Consider the following 21,874-nt stretch of genomic DNA (forward strand, 5'->3'; position numbering starts at 1 on the left):
TATGAAATCGTTATACAAAACTCAATTGGCCGGGCTTTTTCTCGGCTGTATCGCGGTCAGTGCGGCGGCGCAGGCTGAACAGCTCAAAGTCATGACCTCCGGGGGCTTTACGGCTGCGTACAAACTGCTCGGACCGCAATACGCGGCGTCTTCCGGGGACTCGCTGGACACCATTCTCGGCCCATCGATGGGCAAGGCGCCCGAGGCCATTCCGAATCGTCTGGCCCGTGGCGAACACGCCGATGTGGTGATCATGGTCGGCTATGCGCTGGATGATCTGATCAAGCAAGGCAAGGTAGACCCGGCATCGCGGGTCGAGCTGGCTGACTCGCGTATCGGAATGGTGGTGAAGGAGGGCGCGGCCAAGCCTGCGATTGGCACCGACAGTGAGCTCAAGGCGACCTTGCTCAAGGCCAAGTCGGTGGCTTACTCCGACAGCGCCAGTGGCGTGTACATCGAAAAAGAGCTTTTCAAAAAGCTCGGTATCGAGAAGGAACTCGCGCCGAAGGGCAAGATGATCGAGCGCATCCCGGTTGCTTCGGTGGTTGCCAAGGGCGACTACGAAGTGGGCTTTCAACAGGTTGCCGAGCTGCTGCCGATTCCCGGCGTGACGTTCGTGGCGAAGATCCCGGAAGACGTTCAGTCGGTTACCCGTTATGCCGCGGGCATCCCGGTCAATGCCGAGCACCCGAAAGAGGCGAAGGCCTTGCTGAATTACCTGGCCTCCCCGAAAGTCCAGGCCACGGTGCAGTCTACCGGGCTGGATTCAGTTCCCCGCTGAGCGTGACGGCATTTTCCTGACCAGCTGTTCCAGCTCGAGGGCTGCCGGTGTCAAGGTCCTGCCACGACGCTTGAGCAGCCCCACATTGCGCATCACCTCGGGCGCAACCAATGGCACGCTCACCAGAAACGGGTGAGCGGTCATCGGCATGGCAATCGACGGCACCGCAGCCACGCCAAGCCCGGCCTCCACCAGGCCGATCATGGTCGTGACATGGCGGGTTTCGCAGATGCTTTCCTTATGCGGGCGCGACGGGGCCAGCGCCTGATCCAGCACCAGACGATTACCTGAAGTGATGTCCAGGGCGATGTAATCGTGACGGTACATCTCCTCCCAACTGACGCTTTCGCACATTGCCAGCGGGTGATCCCGTCTGCAGGCCATCACGTAGCGTTCCTGCAGCAGCAGTTCGAAATCCACTTCCGGCGCCAGATTGCCGCTGAAACTCACCCCGAAATCGGCTTCGCCCAGGGCAACCGCACTGTTGACCTCATTGGCGCTGGCGTCCATGACCCGAATTCTGATTTTCGGAAACAGCTGGTGGAAGGCGCTGATCACCTGAGGCATGAAGTAATAGGCGGCTGAAGGCACGCAGGCAATCGTCACGCTGCCCATACGCGTGGAGCCGACGCCGTCGATGGTCATCAATGCGCTGTCCAGATCGTCCAGAATGCGCTCGACCTGAGGCAGAAATGCGCGGCCAACCGTGGTCAGGCTGACCCTGCGGGTGGTCCGCTCGAACAGCTTCACATTCAGCGCAGATTCGAGCTTTTCTATCCGCCGACTGAGCGCAGGCTGGGTGATCTGTACGGTTTCAGCGGCCTTGCGGAAGCTGCCATTCTCGACAACGGCACGAAATGCCTGGAGGTCGTTGAGGTCGAAATTGATGGGCATTGCGTAACCAGGATGATTGATTCGGTCTGGACATCAATATATCAGGTTGCGCACGTCAGCTCGCAAGGCGGGGAGGCGGGAGGGCTTCGTTGGCGCCAGAAACGACAAAGCCCTGAATAATCAGGGCTTTGCGCTGCCAAATATGGCGGAGGCATAGAGATTCGAACTCTAGGACCTGTTACAGTCGGCAGTTTTCAAGACTGCTGCCTTAAACCACTCGGCCATACCTCCACTTCGTTGCGGGCGCCATAATACCGGAATGAAACAAGCTGTCAAACTCTGTGACTAGCCAGTTGCAGCGCCTCTGTTATGATCTTTGCAACTCAACATTTCAACAGCAAGGAGTTTCGCCATGCGCGAACAGGATTACAGCCTTAAAACCGGCATGCAGGCCGACCAGCTCGAGGTTAGTCGTGTCCTGCGCAATACTTACGGTCTTCTCGCCCTGACACTGGCTTTCAGTGGTGTCATGGCATTCGTCGCTCAGCAGATGCGCGTCGGCTACCCGAACATTTTCGTGGTGCTGATCGGCTTCTACGGTCTGTTCTTCCTGACCAACAAGCTGCGTGATTCGGTCTGGGGTCTGGTGTCGACCTTCGCCCTGACAGGTTTCATGGGCTTCCTGCTGGGCCCGATCCTCAACCGTTACCTGGGCATGGCCGGTGGTGCTGAAGTGGTCAGCTCCGCCTTTGCGATGACGGCTCTGGTATTCGGCGGCCTGTCAGCCTACGTACTGATTACCCGCAAGGACATGAGTTTCCTGGGTGGTTTCATCACCGCAGGTTTCTTCGTTCTGCTGGGTGCGGTAGTGGCCGGCATGTTCTTCCAGATCAGCGGTCTGCAGCTGGCTATCAGCGCGGGCTTCGTACTGTTCTCGTCGGTGTGCATTCTGTTCCAGACCAGCGCGATCATTCAGGGTGGTGAGCGTAACTACATCATGGCGACGGTCAGCCTGTATGTATCGATCTACAACCTGTTCATCAGCCTGCTGCAGATCTTCGGCATCATGAGCCGCGACGACTGATCAACAAGGCCTGACTACTCAGGCCGCTCTGCTTGAAAAAAGCCCCGACTCGTCGGGGCTTTTTGCGTTTCTGAGGTACGCAAAAGTGTCAGCCTTGGCCAATGATAATGCTGGCGAAAGTGCCGTTCCCTGCGATTGGCTGGCGAGGGTAACTACCCCATGGCATTCGTGCTCCGTCAGCACCGTAAAATCCTGACCTATCAGTCATATTTATCAACCTTGTTAAAGTCTACTCAGGCGTTTATCGGCTATCACGTCATCACAAAAAATAATATCAGGCGATTCCCCAATGGCTGTAGGTGCTTGCCCATTTGGGGCCACTTGACATCATCGAACAGCGCTGGACACAAGATTTCAAGATGTGTCAGTTTTGTTACGCAACGCGATTTTACGCTTCGCAAAGCGAGTGACTGGACTCTCTCGCTACAGGGGAGAGTCCTGTCGTACCTAACCTGTCACACAGCAAACAAGGAAGTGTCATGACGAAAGTCAAAGAAAATGCTGCAATCCAACTTTCCGCTGCTACCAGCACCTCTTTCGACCAGATCAATGCGTTCGCGCACCAGTATGACCGTGGCGGCAACCTCACGATCAATGGCAAGCCCTCGTATTCGTTCGATCAGGCCGCTGATTATATTCTTCGCGACAACGCCGCCTGGACGGATCGCGATGGCAACGGCACCATCAATCTCACTTACACGTTCCTGACGGCCAAGCCTGCCGGGTTCGACAATTCGCTGGGGACTTTCAGTGCGTTCAACGCGCAGCAGAAAGCACAGGCGGTATTGTCGATGCAATCCTGGGCAGACGTCGCCAAGGTCAGCTTTACCCAGGCGGCTTCCGGCGGCGACGGGCATATGACCTTCGGTAACTACAGCAACGGCAGCGCGGGCGGGGCAGCCTTTGCCTACCTGCCCAGCGGCAACAGCCGCACTGACGGCCAGTCCTGGTACCTTGTCGATAACAGTTACAAGGTCAACACCACCCCGGACAATGGCAACTACGGCCGTCAGACCCTCACTCATGAAATCGGCCATACCCTGGGCCTGTCTCACCCGGGTGACTACAACGCGGGCGAGGGCAATCCGAGCTACAAGGACGCCACTTACGCAGAAGACACCCGTGGCTATAGCGTCATGAGTTACTGGAGTGAGTCCAACACTGACCAGAACTTCGTCAAGGGCGGCGCTCCGTCGTACTCTTCGGCACCGTTGCTGGATGACATCACTGCCGTTCAGCAGCTCTATGGCGCGAACATGAGCACCCGTGCCGGTGATACGGTCTATGGGTTCAACTCCACTGCCGGGCGCGATTTCTACAGCGCCACGTCCGCCTCTTCCAAGGTGGTGTTCTCGGTATGGGATGGCGGGGGCAAGGATACCCTCGACTTCTCCGGCTTCACCCAGAACCAGAAGATCAACCTCAATGCCGCGTCGTTTTCGGATGTCGGTGGCATGGTGGGCAACGTTTCGATCGCCAAGGGTGTGGTGGTTGAAAACGCGGTGGGCGGTTCGGGCAATGACCTGTTGATCGGCAATGCTGCCGCCAACGACCTCAAGGGTGGTGCCGGCAACGACATCATCTACGGTGGTGGCGGCGCCGACAGCCTGACCGGTGGTGCGGGTGCCGACATCTTCGTGTTTGGCGCCAGCTCCGACTCCAACCGTGCGGGCCAGGATACGATTCGTGATTTCGTCAGCGGTCAGGACAAGATCGACGTATCGGCCATCTCCACGCTGAGCGCGCTGCAGTTCGTCAACGCATTCAGCGGCCACGCTGGCGAGGCGATCCTCAACTATAACCAGAGTAGCAATCTGGGCAGTCTGGCGATCGACTTCACCGGACAGGGCTTGGGGGACTTCCTCGTGGGGACCGTTGGTCAAGCGTTGGCTACTGATATCGTGGTTTAATCTGTAACAATCATGGACGACCCTGCGGTCGTCCATGATCTGGAAAGTACCCCGTCATGAAGATCAAACACGTTTTTCGAATCGTGCCGGCCGCCTTTGCGTTGCTGGCGGGTATTTCTGGAGCAAGCATGGCCATGAGTTTGAAACTGCCCGATCCTGCTGAACTCAGCGGCAAATGGCGACTTTCTCTTCAGGGAAAGACGAACGAAGTCTGTGAATTGCACCTCAATATCGATGTACCAAAACTGACGGGCGATCTCGCCTGCGCAGTGAAGTGGTTGCACGAAGCACCCACTGGCTGGTTCCCGACTCCGGATGGCCTGGCGTTCACCGACAAGGAAGGCAATCGCCTGATTCACCTCAATAACATGGGGGAGCAGATCTATCAGGCGAGTCTGCCCGACGGTGAGGTGCTGGTCCTTGGACGGCTCGCCGATTAAGCGTTTCATGGATATGCGCGAGTTGTTTGTCAAAACCCAGGGATGTCACTCCGTCACAGGCAAGACCATCAAGGAACAACCATGAGTGCGTTGCCCCAAAGCGCCCGGCCGCCGCTTTATAAAGCGCTGGCTGACTACAAGAGCGCGTTGATTGGTGTCGGTTGTTTTACCGCCCTGATCAACGTGCTGATGCTCGCCCCATCGATTTACATGCTGCAAGTCTATGACCGCGTACTGACGTCGCAGAACCAGACCACCCTGGCCATGCTGACGCTGATGGTAGTCGGGTTCTTTGCGTTTATCGGCTTGCTGGAGATGATCCGCAGCTTTGTGGTGATCCGCATCGGCAGCGAGCTGGAAAAGCGTTTCAATCTGCGCGTCTATCAGGCCGCGTTCGAGAGCAATCTGCACGCCGGGCAGCGTCAGGCCGGACAGGCGCTGGGTGACCTGACCTTCATCCGCCAGTTTCTCACCGGGCCGGCGTTGTTCGCGTTCTTCGACGCCCCTTGGTTCCCCATCTACCTGGCGGTGATCTTCCTTTTCGACCCCTGGCTTGGTGTGCTCGCCAGCGTGGGCACGGTGTTGCTGGTCGGACTGGCCTGCCTCAACGAATGGCTGACCCGCAAACCGCTGGCCGAAGCCAGCGGTTACTCGCAGCAGTCCGCACAATTGGCGACCCGACACCTGCAACAGGCCGAGGCGATCCAGGCGATGGGCATGCTCGAAGTGTTGCGGCGCCGTTGGTTCCATGTGCATGGGCGCTTTCTGGCCCTGCAAAACCGGGCCAGTGACACTGGCGCGGTGATCAGTTCGATCAGCAAGGCCCTGCGTCTGTGTCTGCAGTCGCTGGTGCTGGGCTTGGGCGCATTGCTGGTGATAAACGGAGACATGACCGCCGGCATGATGATCGCCGGTTCGATCCTCATGGGGCGGGTCCTCAGCCCCATCGATCAATTGATCGCCGTCTGGAAACAATGGAGTTCTGCACGCCTGGCTTACGGGCGCCTCGACCAGTTGCTCAAGACCTACGCCGAGCCCGCGCCGCGCATGCCACTGCCGGCACCGCGCGGTCAGATCAGCGCGGAACAGGTCAGTGCTGCGCCTCCCGGCAAAACGTCGCCAACCATTCAGCAAGTGAGCTTCCAGTTGCAGGCCGGTGAAGTGCTCGGCGTGCTGGGCGCATCCGGCTCCGGCAAATCGACCCTGGCACGCGTGTTGGTCGGTGTCTGGCCAGTGCTGGGCGGAACGGTACGTCTTGATGGTGCTGACATGCATCGCTGGGACCGAGAGGCGCTGGGCCCCTATATCGGTTATCTGCCGCAGGACATCGAGCTGTTCGGCGGCAGCGTGGCAGAAAACATCGCGCGTTTTCGCGAGGGTGATGCGAGCGCTGTGGTTGCTGCCGCGCAACTGGCGGGCGTACACGAATTGATTCTGCGCCTGCCGCAGGGCTATGACACGCGGCTGGGCGATGATGGCGCTGGCTTGTCCGGAGGTCAGAAACAGCGCGTCGCGCTGGCCCGCGCGTTGTATGGCGATCCACGACTGGTGGTGCTCGATGAGCCCAATTCCAATCTGGATGCCGCGGGTGAAGCGGCGCTGACTCAGGCGATTGCTGAACTCAAGACCCGCGGCTGCACCGTTGTGCTCGTCACCCACCGCACACAGTCTCTGAACCAGACCGATCGTCTGCTGGTGCTGAGCGAAGGTCGCATGCAGGCATTCGGCGCCACGGCTCAGGTGTTGCAGGCCTTGTCCGGGCAGACCTCACCCGCGCAAGCGCCGCAAGCACACCCCCAATCGCAATCTCGCCCGGCACCTGCCGGGCTTTCCATGAGCCGTCAGTACGGCACGCAGAACAGGCAGTCCGACGTATGAACAGCCCTATCGACACTCATTACGCCGTGCCGGGCAAGGAGCGCGGCGTGCAGTTCTTCGTTCGCGCGGGCTGGATTCTCATGCTGGCAGGGGCGGGCAGCTTCTTTTTGTGGGCCAGTCTCGCTCCTCTGGATCAGGGTATTGCCGTGCAGGGGACGGTGGTTGTTTCTGGCAAGCGCAAGGCCGTGCAGTCGCTGGATGGCGGTGTGGTCAGCAAAATTCTGGTCAGTGAAGGGCAATTGGTGAAAGAGGGCGAGCCGCTGTTTCGCCTCGATCAGACTCAGGTCGAAGCCGACGTGCAATCGCTGCGAGCCCAGTATCGAATGGCCTGGGCCAGCCTGGCGCGCTGGCAAAGCGAGCGCGACAACCTTGACGAGGTGCGCTTTCCTGCAGAACTGATTGCCGCCGGGCAGGGGCAAGATCCCGACCCACGGCTGGCGCTGGTGCTTGAAGGGCAGCGGCAGTTGTTCAGCAGCCGACGCCAGGCCCTGGCGCGCGAGCAATCCGGCTTGCAGGCGAGTATCGAGGGGGCCGGACTGCAGCTCGCCGGCATGCGCCGTGCCCGCTCGGACCTGCTGGCTCAGGCTGACTCGCTACGCAAGCAACTGAGTAACCTGGAGCCGCTGGCGCAGAACGGGTTCATTCCCGGCAATCGCCTGCTGGAGTTCCAGCGTCAGCTTTCTCAGGTGCAACAGAGCCTGGCGCAAAACGCAGGCGAAACCGGACGTATAGAGCAAGGTATCGTCGAGTCGCGCCTGCGCCTTCAGCAGCAGCGCGAGGAGTACCAGAAAGAGGTGCGCAGCCAATGGGCCGATGCCCAGGTCAAGGCGCTTACCCTTGAGCAGCAACTGGCCTCGGCCGGTTTCAGTCTGCAACACAGCGCAATCCTTGCGCCGGCTGATGGCATCGCCGTCAATCTGGGCGTGCACACCGAAGGTGCTGTGGTGCGTGCCGGTGAAACCCTGCTGGAAATCGTCCCGCAGGGTACACGTCTGGAAGTCGAAGGGCGGCTGCCGGTGCAACTGATCGACAAGGTCGCCAGCCATCTGCCGGTCGACATCCTCTTTACTGCGTTCAATCAAAGCCGCACTCCACGGGTTTCCGGCGAAGTGAGCCTGATTTCCGCCGACCAGATGCAGGATGAAAAAACCGGCCAGCCTTATTACGTGCTGCGCACCTCGGTGGGCGACGCGGCGCTGGAAAAACTCAACGGGCTGGTGATCAAACCCGGTATGCCCGCTGAAATGTTCGTGCGCACGGGTGAACGCTCTCTGCTCAATTATCTGTTCAAACCTTTGCTGGACCGTGCCGGCTCCGCGTTGACGGAGGAATAGGATGTCTCGTCATCCCCTGAAAGCCGCTTTGCTGACGGCCATCCTGCTGGGCACTGCTTCATTGAGTCATGCGATGGGCCCGTTTCAGGTCTATGAGCTGGCGCTTCGCAACGACCCGACTTATCTGGGCGCACTCAAGGAGCGCGACGCAGGCCTGGAAAACCGGGTGATCGGTCGTGCCGGCTTGTTGCCTCGCGTGTCATACAGCTACAACAAGGGGCGCAACGATTCCAAGGCGACCCTCAAAGGCAGCGCTCAAGACACCACTGACCATCGCCACTACAACAGTTTTGGTTCGAGCCTGACGGTTCAGCAGCCATTGATCGATTACGAGGCGTACGCCAATTACCGCAAGGGGCTGGCCCAGGCGCTGTTTGCCGACGAGACCTTTCGCAGCAAGAGCCAGGAATTACTGGTGCGGGTGTTGACCCTCTACACCCAGGCACTCTTCGCCCAGGACCAGATCAATATCGCGCGTGCCAAGCAGCAGGCGTTCGAACGCCAGTTCGCGCAGAACCGACAGATGTTCGAGCAGGGAGAGGGCACGCGCACCGATATTCTCGAAGCCGAATCGCGCAACGAACTGGCGATTGCCGAGCAGATCGAAGCCAGCGATGAGCAGGACGCGGCCTTGCGCGAGCTTGCCGCGTTGCTGGGCGAGCCGAGTATCGATGTTACGCAACTGGACCCGTTGAGGGACAGCTTTCAGGCGTTGGTCCTGGCGCCGTCCAGCTTTACCGAGTGGCATGCGCTGGCGATGGCCAACAGCCCGATTCTGGCTTCGCAGCGTCAGTCCCTGGAAGTGGCGCGATACGAGGTGGAGCGCAATCGCGCGGGGCATCTGCCGACGGTGAATGCTTACGCAAGTATCCGTCAGAATGAATCGGACAGCGGCAACACCTACAATCAGCGTTACGACACCAACACGATAGGCATCGAGCTCAGTCTTCCGCTGTACGCCGGAGGTGGCACCAGTGCCTCGGTGCGCCAGGCCAACAGCAAGCGCGAGCAGGCTGAATACGAGCTGGAGGGCAAGACCCGCGAAACCCTGATCGAGCTGCGTCGCCAGTTCAACGCCTGTGCGTCAGGGGTGGGCAAGTTACGCGCCTACCAGAAGGCGCTGATCTCGGCGCAGGCACTGGTCGAGTCGACCCGCCAGAGCATTCTGGGTGGCGAGCGCATCAGCCTGGATGCCCTCAACGCCGAGCAGCAGCTCTACAGTACCCGTCGCGATCTGGCAAAAGCCCGTTACGACTATTTGATGGCCTGGATCAAACTGCATTACTACGCGGGCACCTTGCGCGACACCGATCTGGCGCGCATCGACGAGGCGTTCGTGGTGGCGCGCTGATCAAGCCTGCCTGGCGAAGCGTTGTAATGAAAAGGCCGAGAGATCCATATCGCTCTCGCCATCAATACAGCGCTGCGCCAGTGCCAGTCCGAGCCCGGCCGAATGCTTGAAGCCGTGGCCGGAACAGGCCGAGACCACCGTCACATTTTTCAGGTGCGGATGTTCATCGATGATGAAGTGGCAGTCCGGCGTGACCGTGTAAGCGCACACCGAAGACTTGACCACCTTTGGCGTCAGTCCCGCTATCCTGCCCTGCACCTGGGTGCGGAACATTTCCTGTTCTTCCCGCGCGGAAATGGTGCGGTCGAGCTGGTCCGCCGCTGACGTCTCGCTGTATTGCTCGGTGGCGACCTTCATGCTGTTTTCACCGGGCAGCGGCGGGAAGCCGTAATTGACATCGGCGTCGCCCGGCCCGTGACTCAGGATGAAGCTTGGCGACCGCGCAGCAAAGGCAGCCTCGTGCTGCAACTCGAACCAGAACAGCTTTTGCCGGCACACCCGCAGCAGGTCGCTGAACGGTGCGCCGAGCAGCCCGGATGACCACATGCCCGCGCTGACCACGACCTTGTCGGCGATGATCGAGCCCTTGTCGGTGGTGATTCGTACCTGATCGCCATGCGCCTGTAAGTGCGTGACCGTTTCATGGGTCAGCAAACGCGCGCCATGTTGCCTTGCCAGCTTGAGCTGTACGGCGATGCAGCGCTCGGGCCGAACGAATCCGCCTTCGGGTTCGAAATAGCCGATAGCGCTGTCCAGTACAGGAGCGAACTGAGGGAAGCGCTCGCGAATCGCTGCGGCCGCCAGTACCTCGTGCTTCACCCCATAAGTACGGGCCAGCGCGATGGTCTGATGGGTGAAGTCGTTGACGTCCTCGGGATCGTAGGCCGGGCTTGAGGTCATCACCAGCACACCGCATTGCTCGAACAGCGATTCGCCGCTCAATGCTTCAAGTTCGCGCCAGATGCGCTGCGAGCTGCGTACCAAGGGCAGGTATTGCGGACCTTCACCGGCCGATAGCCGCGTGATGCGTGTATCGCCGTGACTGGAGCCTTGTGTGTGCGGAGGGTCGTAGCGGTCGATGCCAATCACATCGACTCCGGCCTTTGCCAGCTGATAGGCAGTGGCTGCACCCATGGCACCCAGGCCCAGTACGGCCACTTTACAACGCTGTTGCATAGGGGAGCCTCGATAAATGGTCTATCTCACTATGGACAGCCTGTCGAATCAACCGCCAAACGTGCATAAGGTTATGTCAGGCGACCTCGTGGGCCATTACAGATGCCATCACACCGGGATTGCAGGCACCCGTCAAAAATTTACGCTTGCACTGCTCAGGGTTTTTAAGGTCCGAAATCGATGAAAAGTTGTCCACGGAAATCGTGGGTATGTCTGTGGGTAACTTTTTGAAACCCTTGTTACACGTGGCTTACAGCTGTGTGGTTATTTTATGAACAGCCCATGTTTTGCACTTCTATGGTGCTGTCGTCCGGGTACAAAACCGGTCCGCTGTAAGCGAATTCGGGCACAAAAAAGAAATATTTTCCAAAAAAAAGCGCGACCCTGATCAGGTCGCGCTGCTTTGCTGCGGGTTCAACCGGCGGCTATCAAGCGACAGGCTGATCGCTCCATTCGCCATTGACCAGACGACGCAGGCCCAGCGGGTTGGCGTTCTGCAACGCAGGTGGCAACTGGCTGTCCGCCAGGTTCTGATAGCAGACCGGGCGCAGGAAACGGTCGATGGCGAGGGTGCCCACCGAGGTACCGCGCGCGTCCGAAGTTGCCGGATACGGACCGCCGTGAACCATGGCTTCACAGACCTCGACACCGGTCGGGTAGCCGTTGAACAGAATGCGCCCGACTTTCTCTTCGAGAATCGGTTGCAGCCAGCTGTACTGGCTCAAGTCCGCAGGCTCGCCGATCACCGTCGCAGTCAGCTGACCACGCAAGGCTTGCAGCGCGTCCTTCAACTGCGCATCGTCAGCGACTTCGATCAGCAGCGTGGTCGGGCCGAAGACTTCCTCTTGCAGCAACTGATCACCGTTCAGCAACAGGCTGACGTCAGCCTTGAACAACTGCGCCTGAGCCTGCTTGCCTTCCTGAGGCTTGCCGGCCAGATGTGTCACGCCAGGATGCGCCAGAAGATGTTCCACACCCTTGCTATAGCTGCGCAGGCCACCCGCGTTGAGCATGGTCTGCGGAGCCTGACTGCCCATCTGTTCGGTCAGTTGCTCGATGAATGTCGAGAACGCCGGGGAGCGCAGGCCGATGACCACGCCGGGGTTGGTGCAGAACTGACCGGCACCCATGACCACCGAGCCGGCAAGCTCCTTGGCCACGGTTTCACCACGTGCCTGCAAGGCACCTGGCAGCAGCACGACCGGGTTGATACTGGACATTTCGGCAAACACCGGAATGGGTTGTGGACGCTCGGCGGCCATTTTGCACAGCGCGTTACCGCCGTTCAGCGAGCCGGTGAAACCGACCGCCTGGATGGCCGGGTGCTTGACCAGACCTTCGCCGACGCCGTTGCCGAAGATCATGTTGAACACGCCTTTCGGCATTTGCGTACGCTCGGCAGCGCGAATGATTGCGCTGGCCACCAGATCGGCAGTCGCCATGTGACCGCTGTGCGCCTTGAACACCACCGGGCAACCGGCGGCCAGTGCCGCTGCGGTATCACCGCCCGCAGTGGAAAACGCCAGCGGGAAGTTGCTCGCCCCGAACACGGCAACCGGGCCCACGCCGATGCGGTACTGTCGCAGGTCGACGCGTGGCAGCGGCTTGCGATCCGGCAGCGCCAGGTCGATACGGGCACCGACGAAATCACCGCGACGCAGAACCTTGGAAAACAGACGCATCTGGCCACTGGTGCGACCGCGCTCACCCTGAATGCGCGCCTGGGGCAGGGCGGTTTCCTGGCAGACGATGGCGACGAAGTCATCGCCCAGGCCGTCAAGCTCATCAGCAATGGCGTCGAGGAAGTCGGCGCGACGGGCCGGGCTCAACTGACGAAATTCCGGGAATGCAGCCTTGGCAGCCAGTGCCGCAGCGTCGATTTCGCCGTCGGTGGCCTGATGAAAGCTGTAAGGCAGCTCTTCGCCGGTGGTGGCATCCAGGCTTTTTTGCAGGCTCTGGCCCAAAGCACTGCGGCCGCCAGCGATGAAGTTCTGGCCGAGAATGTGAGGCATCGGTATCTCCTGTTGTTTTGAGGTTAGAGGTCGGCAGGGAAGGTATCCGGACCGGCGCTCCTTATGGGTTGCCGAGTTGCTTTACAGATTGTCAGTGATGGGGCGTCTAAAAGCAGGCCAGCCATCATGTTTTCAGTTATCAGTGGGCAGTCATCGTACAACCTGATTCGCTGCCTGTGCAACTGTCGACCTTATTTGCCAGGCCGAGTGCCTTTACCTTTACAGTGCATGAGCGCAGTCAGGTCCTATCGTGGCGCGCGTTCATGACCTTTTAAGGTCTTGCAATGCATCCAGCACCTGACGCAGGGCCTTGCTGACCGGTTTATCCTGGCGCAAGGCAATTCCCAATGTGCGACTCAGCGCTGTGGCCAGGGGCAGCATTTGCAAGCCGCGGCGATGGTGCAGCGCAGCAACGGCCATCCGCGGCACGATGCTGTAGCCCAGGCCCGCAGCGACCATTTCCTTGATCGCCTCGATGCTGCCCAGTTCCATGACCGGTTTTACCCTGATCCCTGCCTGCAGGAACCATTCATTGATCAGCAGACGCGTGCTGCTGCCTGCTTCGAATACGACCAGTGGCTGTGTGCTGAGGCGCTCCGGAGTCATGTGTGCCGGCATCGGTCGCTGGCTGCTGGCGAAAATCGCGACGAATTCATCCTCAAGCAGCGGCGTGACGTGCAGGCTGCGACCGGAGGCGGGCAGGGTGACCAGCGCCAGATCCAGCAGGTTTTCTTCGACCGCCTTGAGGATACCCTCGGTGTTGCCGGTACTGACGCGCACATCCAGTTCGGGGAAGCGCCGACGTAGCGCCTGCAACATGGGCGGCAGCAGATGGATGCAGGCTGTCGCGCCGGTGCCGATGGCGACTTTCCCGGCAATGCCGCTGGCATGGCTGGACAACTCCTGCAGGGCGTCTTCGACCACGGCATCGATGCGCGCGATATGCTCCAGCAGTACATTGCCAGCGGAGGTGGGTTTGAGGCGTTTGCCGACCCGTTCGATCAGTTGCAGCTTCAGTTGTTCTTCCAGCTGTCGCACGTGCAGGCTGACTGCTGGCTGGGTCAGGTGCAAACGCTCTGCCGCCGCGGAAAAACTGCCATGGGCGATGACCAGCGAAAACGTGTGCAGGTGATTGAGGTTCAGCCGACGCATGACAAAGTATTTCTTATACTGTGGATGACAAATCATAGCTTTTTTAATGCTGTGACGGGCTGCATCATTATGGCCTTCACAGACATTCGTACAGAGCCTGGACATGACTTCAACCTTTGACCTGCGTGACGCCCGCGACGATGACATGCCCGACGTACAGGCGATTTACGCTGACCACGTGCTGCACGGGATTTCCAGCTTCGAGCTGGAGCCGCCCGATCTGGCCGAATTGCTGCAGCGTCGTCGCATGGTCCTCGCCAAAGGCTTGCCGTATCTGGTCGCCGAGCGCGCCGGAGAAGTTGTCGGCTATGGCTATGTCACGCCGTATCGACCTCGCCCAGGCTACCGCTTTACTGTGGAGGATTCGGTGTACGTGCGCGACGGACTAGGCGGTCAGGGGATCGGCCAGGCGTTGTTGAGCGCCCTGGTGCAGCACTGTGAAGCGGGAGGCTGGCGGCAGATGATTGCGGTTATCGGCAATAGCCAGAATATCGCTTCGTTGCGCCTGCATGAGCGTCTTGGCTTTCGCCGGGTCGGCGTGTTCGAATCGGTCGGTTTCAAGCATGGCCGTTGGGTAGACACGGTACTGATGCAGCGCATGCTGGGCGAGGGCTGGGCCAGTGTTCCAGTGGAGCGCACCTGACCCTGCCATGGCTCTGCTGTACAAAATTAAATTGTCGAACAATCTGGCTCAATAGCGTTGCCAGCGCTTGCCTGAATCGTTAGGGTACGCGGCTGTTCAAGAAGGAGCCTGATATGACTCGGCATGACCCCACGGAAAAGGGCACGGCAGTCACTCGACAGCGACGCGCGCCAAAGGGCGAGAAGCGCCGCGAAGAACTGCTCGATGCGGCCCTGCAAGTGTTTTCCCTTGAAGGCTACACCGGCGCTTCAGTGGCCAAGGTGGCAGCCATCGTCGGTATTTCCGTCGCCGGACTGCTGCACCATTTTCCGAGCAAGATCTCGCTGCTGATGGGCGTGCTGGAGCGACGCGATGAGGTCAACGGCCGAATTGCTGCTGAAGTCCGCACCGATAACACCCTGACCGGTCTGCTCGGCGGCTTGCGCGCGATCAACCGCTCCAACGCTACGGCGCCCGGCGTGGTACGTGCGTTTTCGATCCTCAATGCGGAAAGTCTGCTGGAAAACCAGCCTGCCTTTGAATGGTTCCAGACGCGCTACAAGCGCATTCACGCGCACTTGCTGGGACAGTTTTCGGCCTTGGTGGAACGCGGGGAGGTACGTGCGGATGTGGATCTGGACAAGATAATCCGGCAGATTCTGGCGATGATGGATGGTTTGCAGATTCAGTGGTTACGCTTTCCCGATCAGGTGGACCTGGTCGAGTGTTTCGATACCTACATTGCGCAGGTCGATGCAGCGGTAAGGGCTCGTCCCTGAGCCTTTATTTGTCCGTTTACCCTTCAGTCAGCTAACGCTTACTCGACGGTCTGCTTGAATACACCGCCGGTCTTGACCGGTGGTTTCTCGACCAGAACCGAGTTCAGAGCGGAGCGTGGCAGCGGGTTGCTGGTGGTGGTCGACAGTTCCTGACGGAACGAGTTGACCAGCTTGGCGTTCAGGCGGATGTCCTGCGACGACGAACCGAGCGAGATGTTGAAGGTGTCGGCATCGACCACCCACTGCTTGCTCTTCTCGTCAAAGTAGGCCAGCGAGCGGTCATTCAACTCGATGGTCACACGCTTGCTTTCACCCGGCTTGAGGAACACCTTCTTGTAGCCTTTGAGTTCCTTGATCGGACGCTCGACTTTCGGGTTCTGCTGGCCAACGTACAGCTGAGCGACTTCCGAACCACCGACCTTGCCGGTGTTGCTCAGGTCGAAGGACACCTTGATCGGCGTATTGCCGACCGCGACACCTGGCGTGACCTTGATGTTGCTGTAGCCGAACGTGGTGTACGACAGACCGTAGCCGAACGGGTAGAGCGGCTTGATGCCTTTCTTCTCGTATCCGCGATAACCCAGCAGCAGGTCATCCTTGTAATCCATTTCGGTCAGAGTGTTCTGATTGTCGAATTTCGGGAAGGAAGCGTAAGCCGGGTTGTCTTCGATGTTGCGTTCGATACTGATCGGCAACTTGCCCGACGGGTTGACCTTGCCGAACAGGATCTCGGCCAGGGCCTGACCACCGTTCTGACCTGGGTAGAAAGCGTGCAGCGCTGCTGGAACCTGTTCGATCCAGTCGCTCATCTTCAGACCCGTACCGCCATACATGGTCACCACGGTATTGGGGTTTACCTTGGCGATGTTCTGGATCAGCTCGTTCTGGAACTCAGGCAGATCGAAGCTGTGGTCGAAACCTTCACCTTCGTATTCGTTGCTGTTACCCACGGCAACCACGACGGCGTCATAGCCGGACAGGTCCTGAGGAGCGTTCAGCGAAGCGGAGCTCAACTGCACACCTACCAGGCCGCCCATGGTCGACAGGTAGCCGGCACGACGCGAGTACTCGAGCTTCACGTCGTAAGACTGGCCTGCTTCCAGATTGATCTTGGCGAACTCTGGAATGGTTGGCGGAATGCTGTTGCCCGGAAGCGGCTTGCCGTCACCGTTGTCGATGATTTTCTTGCCGTTGACCCACAGACGCACGGCGCCGTCGGCACGTACCTTGAACACCTGCTCGCCGCTCTGGGTCGGGGTGACCTTGCCGGTGTAGCGAATCGACGTCGACGATGTATCGCCGTTCAGTTCGCCAGCAGTCGAACCTTTGCTGGTGTACGGATCGGACGTCGACGTGTTGCTTTCGAACGGCAGGTTCTTGTCGTTGGCCCAGTCCAGGTCAACATGCTTCTCGGTGCGGGTGACCGCTGCATCACCAGACCAGTTGGTGTTGCTGAAGTACTCGACCTTCATGCCCTGAACTTCATTGCCCGTTGCGTCGGTGGTGGTCCAGGCACTGGTGCTTGGGTCCAGCGACAGGCCTTCGATGAAGTCGACCTTGGCGTTAGGCGCGATTTGTTGCAGGCCGCTCAATTCGCTGACGTAATGGCTGGCCATAACGTTGGCGCTGCCGAAACCGGTTGGTGGCGAGTACTTGGCCAGGGTGCCGACAACGGCGATTTTCTTGACTTTCTGCTTGTCCAGCGGCAGCAGATTGTCCTGGTTTTTCAGCAGGACGATACCTTCACGCGCAGCGTTCAGAGCAACCTTGTTGCTGGTCGAGCTGTTCATGTTGTGCGTGGTCAGCGGCGTCTTGCTGTCGAACTTGTACAGGTAGATCTGCTTGAGGATGCGGCGGACCTTGTCGTCGATGGTCGCAGCGCTCAGGTCGCCGGCGTCCAGATGCGGCTTCAGCACGGAGCTGTTCATCTGGTAGCCCATCATGTCCAGATCGGTACCGGCGCGGGCAGCGTTGAAACCGTGAACGACAGCGTTGTAGTCGCTCTGTACGAAGCCTTTGAAGCCCCATTCCTTCTTCAGGATCTGGGCGATCAGGTGGTCGCTTTCGCAGGCGAAATCACCGTTCACCTTCTGGAAGGCACACATCATCATCGCCACATTGCCGTTTTTCGACGACGATTCGAACGCAGGCAGCGACATTTCGCGCAGAACGCGCTCTGGCATTGTCTGGTTCAGATTGAAGCGGTTGCTTTCCTGATCGTTGGCCGCGTAGTGCTTGGCGTTGGCCCATACACCACGAGACTGGATCCCGTTGATGACGCCTGGTGCCAGGCTGGCGCCGAGGAACGGGTCTTCACCGGAGAGGTATTCGAACGCACGGCCGCCGTACGGCATGCGATACAAATTGACGCCGGGACCAGTGATGAACTGGTAGCCGCCGACGGCAGTGTCATAACCCAGCGCGCGGCCGAGGTCGATGGCACGACGTGGGTTGAAGGTGGCGGCCAGGTTAGGACCGGACGGGTAAACAACACCCTGATCGTTGCCTTCGCTGGTGTAGCGCACGCCGACACCGCCGTCAGCGCCGTGGATCTGCGGAATGCCGTAGTTGGTCAGCGGCTTGACGTCCCAGCCGCCGGTGCCGCCGATGTAGGCCAGCTTTTCTTCCATGGTCATTTTGGCCAGGGTTTTCTGTGCGGCTTTTTCGGCGCGATCTTCACGCCCTTGTTGCACGGTAGGGTCAGCGGCGTGCACCTGGGATACTGCCAATGCCAGCAAGGCCAGCGCCGAGTGCGCGCCTATCATCTTTCGCTTGTTCATATTGCTCTCCAACTGCGTTTCAAATATCTGTCTGCCTGCGCACGTGCGCAGGATCATTGCGTTCTTATTTACCGCTTTCCGCCAACTTTTTCTTTCGGCAACAGTTTCCCGTCGTCGCGTTTATTCCCTGTTGTCAGGGCGCGAGTTAGGACTCCTTAGTTGCCCTATTAGTTTTGTTTGGCGTTTCTTTTTTTACTTGTGGTGCGCTACTAAAGTGACATCACGTAGTGGCGTTTTGAATCTACAAAACGGTACAATTAAGTCTAAAACAAGACATAAATGTCAAATAAAAGCGTATTTTTCTTCGATTTCGTATTTTTTCTTTACAAATGAGGAACTCTTGTTAAACCTACTGGTCGATGGGTTTAAGATTTTTCAGGACGAAGAAAGACAGCTCGCAAGTTGCGACGTTTGCTGTGCGCTAGTTCTTGCCCGGTTTCTACAACTGCCCCGCTTTTTTTGCGGGGCTCTTTTTGTTTTTCGAGGAGTTAATACGATGAAGTTTTCCATGATGAGTGCCGGTGTGGTGTTGGGTCTTGCCCTGAGTGGTGCGGTCTTTGCTGACGACGCGACAGACGCAGACGCGACTTCCGGTGCCAGCGACGAGACCGTGATGACCCAGACCCAGGACGCCAAGGCAGCGCAGAAGGCGCAAAACCAGAAGACCGAAACGACAAAAGGTGGTCGCCCGCAGAACGCAACCACTCAAAAGCAGTCAAACTGATCGTTTGAAGCCTTTGAGCGCAGCACTCTCCAGTCGGAGAGTGCTGTAATATGTCCCTCCGAAGTAGCAAAATGCCCTCATTCATGCCGTCAGCTCCCGTCGATGTTTCCAGTCTGCTCATTCCGGATGCCCAGCAGGTTTGTGCCTGGCTGATAGAAAATGCTGGTCTGAAAACGGCCGATCTGGAGCGCGCGCAACGTTTGCAGCAGGAGTCGGAAGGCACTGAGTTGCTCGGGCTGCTGACGCGTCTGGGCCTGGTTTCCGAATTCGAACTGGCCCGCGCATGGGCGGCATTGCTGCAGGCGCCATTGTTGCTCGCCGATGCCGTGCCGCCACTGTTGGATCCTCTGCCGCCGCTGACCGAACGCTTTATGCGCCACTATCAAGTCGTGCCAGTAGGCTGGAGCGATCAAGGCCTGCAAGTGCTCAGTGCCAACCCCGGCACGCTGTACCCGTTTCAGGCCATCGCCTATGCCTGCGAGGTGCCCGTGCGACTTTCCATCGGCCCGCGCAACGAGGTCGAGACCCTTATCGAACGCTACTACGGCCAGGGCCGCTCGGCGATGGGCACCTTGATCGAAAACCTGGATGAAGAGGGCGGCTCGCTGGAAGACATTGAGCACCTCAAGGACCTGGCTTCCGAAGCGCCGGTCATTCGTCTGGTCAATCTGATCCTGCAACGCGCGGTCGAACAGCGTGCGTCCGACATCCATATCGAGCCCTTCGAGAGCCAGTTGAAGGTGCGCTATCGCATCGACGGTGTCTTGCACGAAGCCGAAGCACCGCCGTCCAGTTCTTCGGCCGCGGTGATTTCCCGGGTGAAGATCATGGCGCGGCTGGACATCGCCGAGCGTCGTCTGCCGCAGGATGGCCGGATCATGCTGCGCATCCAGGGCAAGGAGCTGGACCTGCGGGTATCGACAGTGCCCACCAGCTTTGGCGAATCGGTGGTCATGCGTCTGCTGGACCGGCAGACCATCAACTTCGATTTCCCGAGCCTGGGTTTCGATGGCGAACGGCTGGACGAATTTCTCGACGTGCTGGAGCGTCCGCACGGCATTCTGCTGGTCACCGGGCCGACCGGTTCTGGCAAGACCACCACGCTGTACACCGCGCTGTCACGGCTCAATACGGCCGAGCGCAAGATCATCACCGTTGAGGATCCGGTCGAGTATCAGCTCGAAGGTATCAACCAGATTCAGGTCAAGCCATCCATCGGGCTGGATTTCGCCGGAGCGCTGCGCTCCATCGTGCGTCAGGACCCGGATGTCATCATGATCGGTGAGATGCGCGACCTGGAAACCTGCCGTATTGCCATCCAGTCCTCATTGACCGGTCACCTGGTGCTCTCGACTCTGCACACCAACAGCGCGGCGGCGAGTATTACCCGCTTGCTGGACATGGGCGTCGAAAGCTACCTGATCGCGTCGACGGTCAACGGGATTCTGGCTCAGCGCCTGGTCCGTCGCCTCGATCCGGCAACCCGGGAAGCCTTTGATGCGCCACCGGAGCTGATTGCTGAACACGGGCTGGAGCGCTTCACTGACGAGCGTCCCATCCGTCTGTATCGCCCGCGTGCCGATGCGCCCGGCGGTGGCTATCGCGGGCGCAGTGCAATCACTGAACTGCTGGTGATGAACGAAGAACTGCGCAGTCTTTTGATGCGCCACGCCGACGCTTCGACGCTGGAAGAGGCTGCCCGACGTGGCGGCTTGCGCACATTGCATGAAGAAGGTCTGCGTCAGGCCGTGGCCGGGGTGACTTCGCTGGAAGAAGTGCTGCGCGTCACCCGTGGTGAAGGCACATGAGTCTGTTCAAGTACCGAGCGCTGGATGCTCAGGGCGCGCCGCAGAATGGCACTCTGGAAGCCCGCGATCAGGATGCCGCCATTGCCGCGTTGCAGAAGCGTGGCCTTATGGTCTTGCAGGTCGATGCCGCCGGTATGGGCGGTTTGCGCCGTGCGCTGGGCAGCGGCTTGCTCAATGGCGCGGCGCTGGTCAGCTTCACCCAGCAGCTCGCAACGCTGCTCGGCGCGGGGCAGCCGTTGGAACGATCGCTTGGAATTCTGCTCAAACAGCCTGGACAACCGCAGACCAAGGCGTTGATTGAGCGCATTCGCGAACAGGTCAAGGCTGGCAAGCCGCTGTCCGTGGCGCTCGAGGAAGAGGGTAGCCAGTTTTCGCCCCTCTATATAAGCATGGTTCGCGCCGGTGAAGCCGGTGGCGCACTGGAAAGCACGCTGCGCCAGTTGAGCGATTACCTGGAGCGTAGCCAGTTGCTGCGTGGCGAAGTGATCAACGCGCTGATCTATCCGGCCTTTCTGGTGGTAGGCGTATTGGGTTCTCTGGCCCTGTTGCTGGCCTATGTCGTGCCGCAATTCGTACCGATCTTCAAGGATCTGGGCGTGCCGATTCCATTGATCACCGAGGTCATTCTCAACCTCGGACAGTTTTTGAGCGACTACGGGCTGGCTGTGCTGGCGGGCCTGATCGCATTGATCTGGGGCATGGCCATTCGCATGCGCGACCCGCAGCGTCGCGAGCGCCGTGACCGCCGATTGCTGGGCATTCGGGTGATCGGTCCTTTATTGCAACGCATCGAGGCAGCACGCCTGACTCGAACCCTCGGTACGCTTTTGACCAATGGCGTGGCGTTGTTGCAGGCGCTGGTGATCGCTCGCCAGGTCTGCACCAATCGTGCTCTGCAAGCGCAGGTCGAGCAGGCGGCCGAATCGGTCAAGGGTGGCGGCACGCTGGCCAGCGCGTTTGGCGCGCAGCCGTTGTTGCCGGATCTGGCGCTGCAAATGATCGAGGTCGGCGAACAGGCGGGCGAACTGGACACCATGCTGATGAAGGTCGCCGATGTGTTCGACGTCGAGGCCAAGCGCGGTATCGACCGCATGCTGGCCGCGCTCGTACCGGCGCTGACGGTGGTGATGGCGGGCATGGTCGCGGTGATCATGCTGGCCATCATGCTGCCGCTGATGAGTCTGACCAGCAATATCTGAATTCATGAAA

General features: G+C 59.3%; 17 protein-coding genes and 1 tRNA gene. 12 read left to right on the forward strand and 6 right to left on the reverse strand.

Going from position 1 to position 21,874, the window contains the following annotated elements:
* Position 1 precedes the first annotated feature (1 nt).
* Positions 2-781: a substrate-binding domain-containing protein gene (locus ACW55A_RS18870; protein WP_455808639.1), complete on the forward strand. Its 780-nt coding sequence runs from the start codon at positions 2-4 to the stop codon at positions 779-781.
* Here ACW55A_RS18870 and ACW55A_RS18875 read toward each other — a convergent pair.
* Together ACW55A_RS18875 and ACW55A_RS18880 are read right to left on the reverse strand one after the other, a co-directional pair.
* Positions 767-1,675, reverse strand: coding sequence for a LysR family transcriptional regulator (locus ACW55A_RS18875; protein ID WP_044308814.1), 909 nt, complete (start codon positions 1,673-1,675; stop codon positions 767-769). The two genes, ACW55A_RS18870 and ACW55A_RS18875, sit on opposite strands and share 15 nt — an antisense overlap.
* A 143-nt stretch (positions 1,676-1,818) precedes the next feature.
* Positions 1,819-1,906: transfer RNA gene (locus ACW55A_RS18880), tRNA-Ser, on the reverse strand.
* A 121-nt stretch (positions 1,907-2,027) separates the two neighbouring features.
* Here ACW55A_RS18880 and ACW55A_RS18885 point away from each other — a divergent pair.
* From ACW55A_RS18885 to ACW55A_RS18910, 6 genes are all read left to right on the forward strand, one after another.
* A complete protein-coding gene (locus ACW55A_RS18885) occupies positions 2,028-2,699 on the forward strand; it encodes a Bax inhibitor-1/YccA family protein (RefSeq protein ID WP_003317937.1) in 672 nt (223 codons plus the stop codon).
* Positions 2,700-3,178: 479 nt separating this feature from the next.
* The gene (locus ACW55A_RS18890) at positions 3,179-4,609 is read left to right on the forward strand and encodes a serralysin family metalloprotease (RefSeq protein ID WP_498811114.1); all 1,431 of its coding nucleotides are present in this window, start codon (positions 3,179-3,181) and stop codon (positions 4,607-4,609) included.
* A gap of 56 nt (positions 4,610-4,665) precedes the next feature.
* Complete coding sequence (locus tag ACW55A_RS18895) at positions 4,666-5,049, forward strand: protease inhibitor Inh/omp19 family protein (protein WP_003435993.1); 384 nt, start codon at positions 4,666-4,668, stop codon at positions 5,047-5,049.
* 81 nt (positions 5,050-5,130) lie between these two features.
* Positions 5,131-6,927 (forward strand): type I secretion system permease/ATPase, encoded by a 1,797-nt coding sequence (locus ACW55A_RS18900; RefSeq protein ID WP_054081081.1) that lies wholly within the window; start codon positions 5,131-5,133, stop codon positions 6,925-6,927.
* The gene (locus ACW55A_RS18905) at positions 6,924-8,261 is read left to right on the forward strand and encodes an HlyD family type I secretion periplasmic adaptor subunit (RefSeq protein ID WP_003371807.1); all 1,338 of its coding nucleotides are present in this window, start codon (positions 6,924-6,926) and stop codon (positions 8,259-8,261) included. The genes ACW55A_RS18900 and ACW55A_RS18905 overlap by 4 nt, the downstream gene beginning before the upstream one ends.
* Before the next feature lies 1 nt (position 8,262).
* Positions 8,263-9,612, forward strand: coding sequence for a TolC family outer membrane protein (locus tag ACW55A_RS18910; RefSeq protein WP_248685020.1), 1,350 nt, complete (start codon positions 8,263-8,265; stop codon positions 9,610-9,612).
* Here ACW55A_RS18910 and solA read toward each other — a convergent pair whose 3' ends face one another.
* The 3 genes from solA to ACW55A_RS18925 all read right to left on the reverse strand — a co-directional run bounded on the left by solA (position 9,613) and on the right by ACW55A_RS18925 (position 13,952).
* On the reverse strand, positions 9,613-10,788 hold the full coding sequence (gene solA, locus ACW55A_RS18915; RefSeq protein ID WP_003435989.1) for an N-methyl-L-tryptophan oxidase: 1,176 nt from the start codon (positions 10,786-10,788) through the stop codon (positions 9,613-9,615).
* A 428-nt stretch (positions 10,789-11,216) separates the two neighbouring features.
* Complete coding sequence (locus tag ACW55A_RS18920; RefSeq protein ID WP_498811115.1) at positions 11,217-12,800, reverse strand: aldehyde dehydrogenase (NADP(+)); 1,584 nt, start codon at positions 12,798-12,800, stop codon at positions 11,217-11,219.
* 261 nt (positions 12,801-13,061) lie between these two features.
* Positions 13,062-13,952, reverse strand: coding sequence for a LysR family transcriptional regulator (locus tag ACW55A_RS18925; protein WP_187810021.1), 891 nt, complete (start codon positions 13,950-13,952; stop codon positions 13,062-13,064).
* 103 nt (positions 13,953-14,055) lie between these two features.
* Between ACW55A_RS18925 and ACW55A_RS18930 the strand changes: the two genes are divergently transcribed.
* Together ACW55A_RS18930 and ACW55A_RS18935 are read left to right on the forward strand one after the other, a co-directional pair.
* Entirely contained in the window at positions 14,056-14,595 is a 540-nt protein-coding gene (locus ACW55A_RS18930; protein WP_455808640.1) for a GNAT family N-acetyltransferase, read from the forward strand.
* A gap of 113 nt (positions 14,596-14,708) precedes the next feature.
* On the forward strand, positions 14,709-15,353 hold the full coding sequence (locus tag ACW55A_RS18935) for a TetR/AcrR family transcriptional regulator (RefSeq protein WP_046719247.1): 645 nt from the start codon (positions 14,709-14,711) through the stop codon (positions 15,351-15,353).
* Between the two features lie 38 nt (positions 15,354-15,391).
* Here the strand turns inward: ACW55A_RS18935 and ACW55A_RS18940 are convergent, their stop codons facing one another.
* The gene (locus ACW55A_RS18940; protein WP_032609888.1) at positions 15,392-18,133 is read right to left on the reverse strand and encodes a beta-glucosidase; all 2,742 of its coding nucleotides are present in this window, start codon (positions 18,131-18,133) and stop codon (positions 15,392-15,394) included.
* A 496-nt stretch (positions 18,134-18,629) separates the two neighbouring features.
* Between ACW55A_RS18940 and ACW55A_RS18945 the strand changes: the two genes are divergently transcribed.
* The 3 genes from ACW55A_RS18945 (at position 18,630) to gspF (ending at position 21,864) form a co-directional block, all read left to right on the forward strand.
* Positions 18,630-18,857, forward strand: a complete 228-nt coding sequence (locus ACW55A_RS18945) for a hypothetical protein (protein WP_003435985.1) — start codon at positions 18,630-18,632, stop codon at positions 18,855-18,857.
* An 83-nt stretch (positions 18,858-18,940) separates the two neighbouring features.
* A complete protein-coding gene (gene gspE, locus ACW55A_RS18950) occupies positions 18,941-20,665 on the forward strand; it encodes a type II secretion system ATPase GspE (RefSeq protein WP_046719248.1) in 1,725 nt (574 codons plus the stop codon).
* On the forward strand, positions 20,662-21,864 hold the full coding sequence (gspF, locus tag ACW55A_RS18955; protein WP_003371834.1) for a type II secretion system inner membrane protein GspF: 1,203 nt from the start codon (positions 20,662-20,664) through the stop codon (positions 21,862-21,864). The genes gspE and gspF overlap by 4 nt, the downstream gene beginning before the upstream one ends.
* Positions 21,865-21,874 lie beyond the last annotated feature (10 nt).

The sequence above is a fragment of the Plantibacter cousiniae (nom. nud.) genome (assembly GCF_977070315.1).

Excerpts from the sequence above, each read along its gene's own strand:
- solA (WP_003435989.1), bottom strand. The coding sequence starts at position 10,788 with ATGCAACAGCGTTGTAAAGTGGCCGTACTGGGCCTGGGTGCCATGGGT.
- ACW55A_RS18905 (WP_003371807.1), top strand. The coding sequence starts at position 6,924 with ATGAACAGCCCTATCGACACTCATTACGCCGTGCCGGGCAAGGAGCGC.
- gspF (WP_003371834.1), top strand. The coding sequence starts at position 20,662 with ATGAGTCTGTTCAAGTACCGAGCGCTGGATGCTCAGGGCGCGCCGCAG.
- ACW55A_RS18940 (WP_032609888.1), bottom strand. The coding sequence starts at position 18,133 with ATGAACAAGCGAAAGATGATAGGCGCGCACTCGGCGCTGGCCTTGCTG.
- ACW55A_RS18910 (WP_248685020.1), top strand. The coding sequence starts at position 8,263 with ATGTCTCGTCATCCCCTGAAAGCCGCTTTGCTGACGGCCATCCTGCTG.
- ACW55A_RS18875 (WP_044308814.1), bottom strand. The coding sequence starts at position 1,675 with ATGCCCATCAATTTCGACCTCAACGACCTCCAGGCATTTCGTGCCGTT.
- ACW55A_RS18885 (WP_003317937.1), top strand. The coding sequence starts at position 2,028 with ATGCGCGAACAGGATTACAGCCTTAAAACCGGCATGCAGGCCGACCAG.
- ACW55A_RS18895 (WP_003435993.1), top strand. The coding sequence starts at position 4,666 with ATGAAGATCAAACACGTTTTTCGAATCGTGCCGGCCGCCTTTGCGTTG.
- ACW55A_RS18890 (WP_498811114.1), top strand. The coding sequence starts at position 3,179 with ATGACGAAAGTCAAAGAAAATGCTGCAATCCAACTTTCCGCTGCTACC.
- ACW55A_RS18900 (WP_054081081.1), top strand. The coding sequence starts at position 5,131 with ATGAGTGCGTTGCCCCAAAGCGCCCGGCCGCCGCTTTATAAAGCGCTG.
- ACW55A_RS18945 (WP_003435985.1), top strand. The coding sequence starts at position 18,630 with ATGAAGTTTTCCATGATGAGTGCCGGTGTGGTGTTGGGTCTTGCCCTG.
- ACW55A_RS18935 (WP_046719247.1), top strand. The coding sequence starts at position 14,709 with ATGACTCGGCATGACCCCACGGAAAAGGGCACGGCAGTCACTCGACAG.
- ACW55A_RS18925 (WP_187810021.1), bottom strand. The coding sequence starts at position 13,952 with ATGCGTCGGCTGAACCTCAATCACCTGCACACGTTTTCGCTGGTCATC.
- ACW55A_RS18930 (WP_455808640.1), top strand. The coding sequence starts at position 14,056 with ATGACTTCAACCTTTGACCTGCGTGACGCCCGCGACGATGACATGCCC.
- ACW55A_RS18920 (WP_498811115.1), bottom strand. The coding sequence starts at position 12,800 with ATGCCTCACATTCTCGGCCAGAACTTCATCGCTGGCGGCCGCAGTGCT.
- gspE (WP_046719248.1), top strand. The coding sequence starts at position 18,941 with ATGCCGTCAGCTCCCGTCGATGTTTCCAGTCTGCTCATTCCGGATGCC.
- ACW55A_RS18870 (WP_455808639.1), top strand. The coding sequence starts at position 2 with ATGAAATCGTTATACAAAACTCAATTGGCCGGGCTTTTTCTCGGCTGT.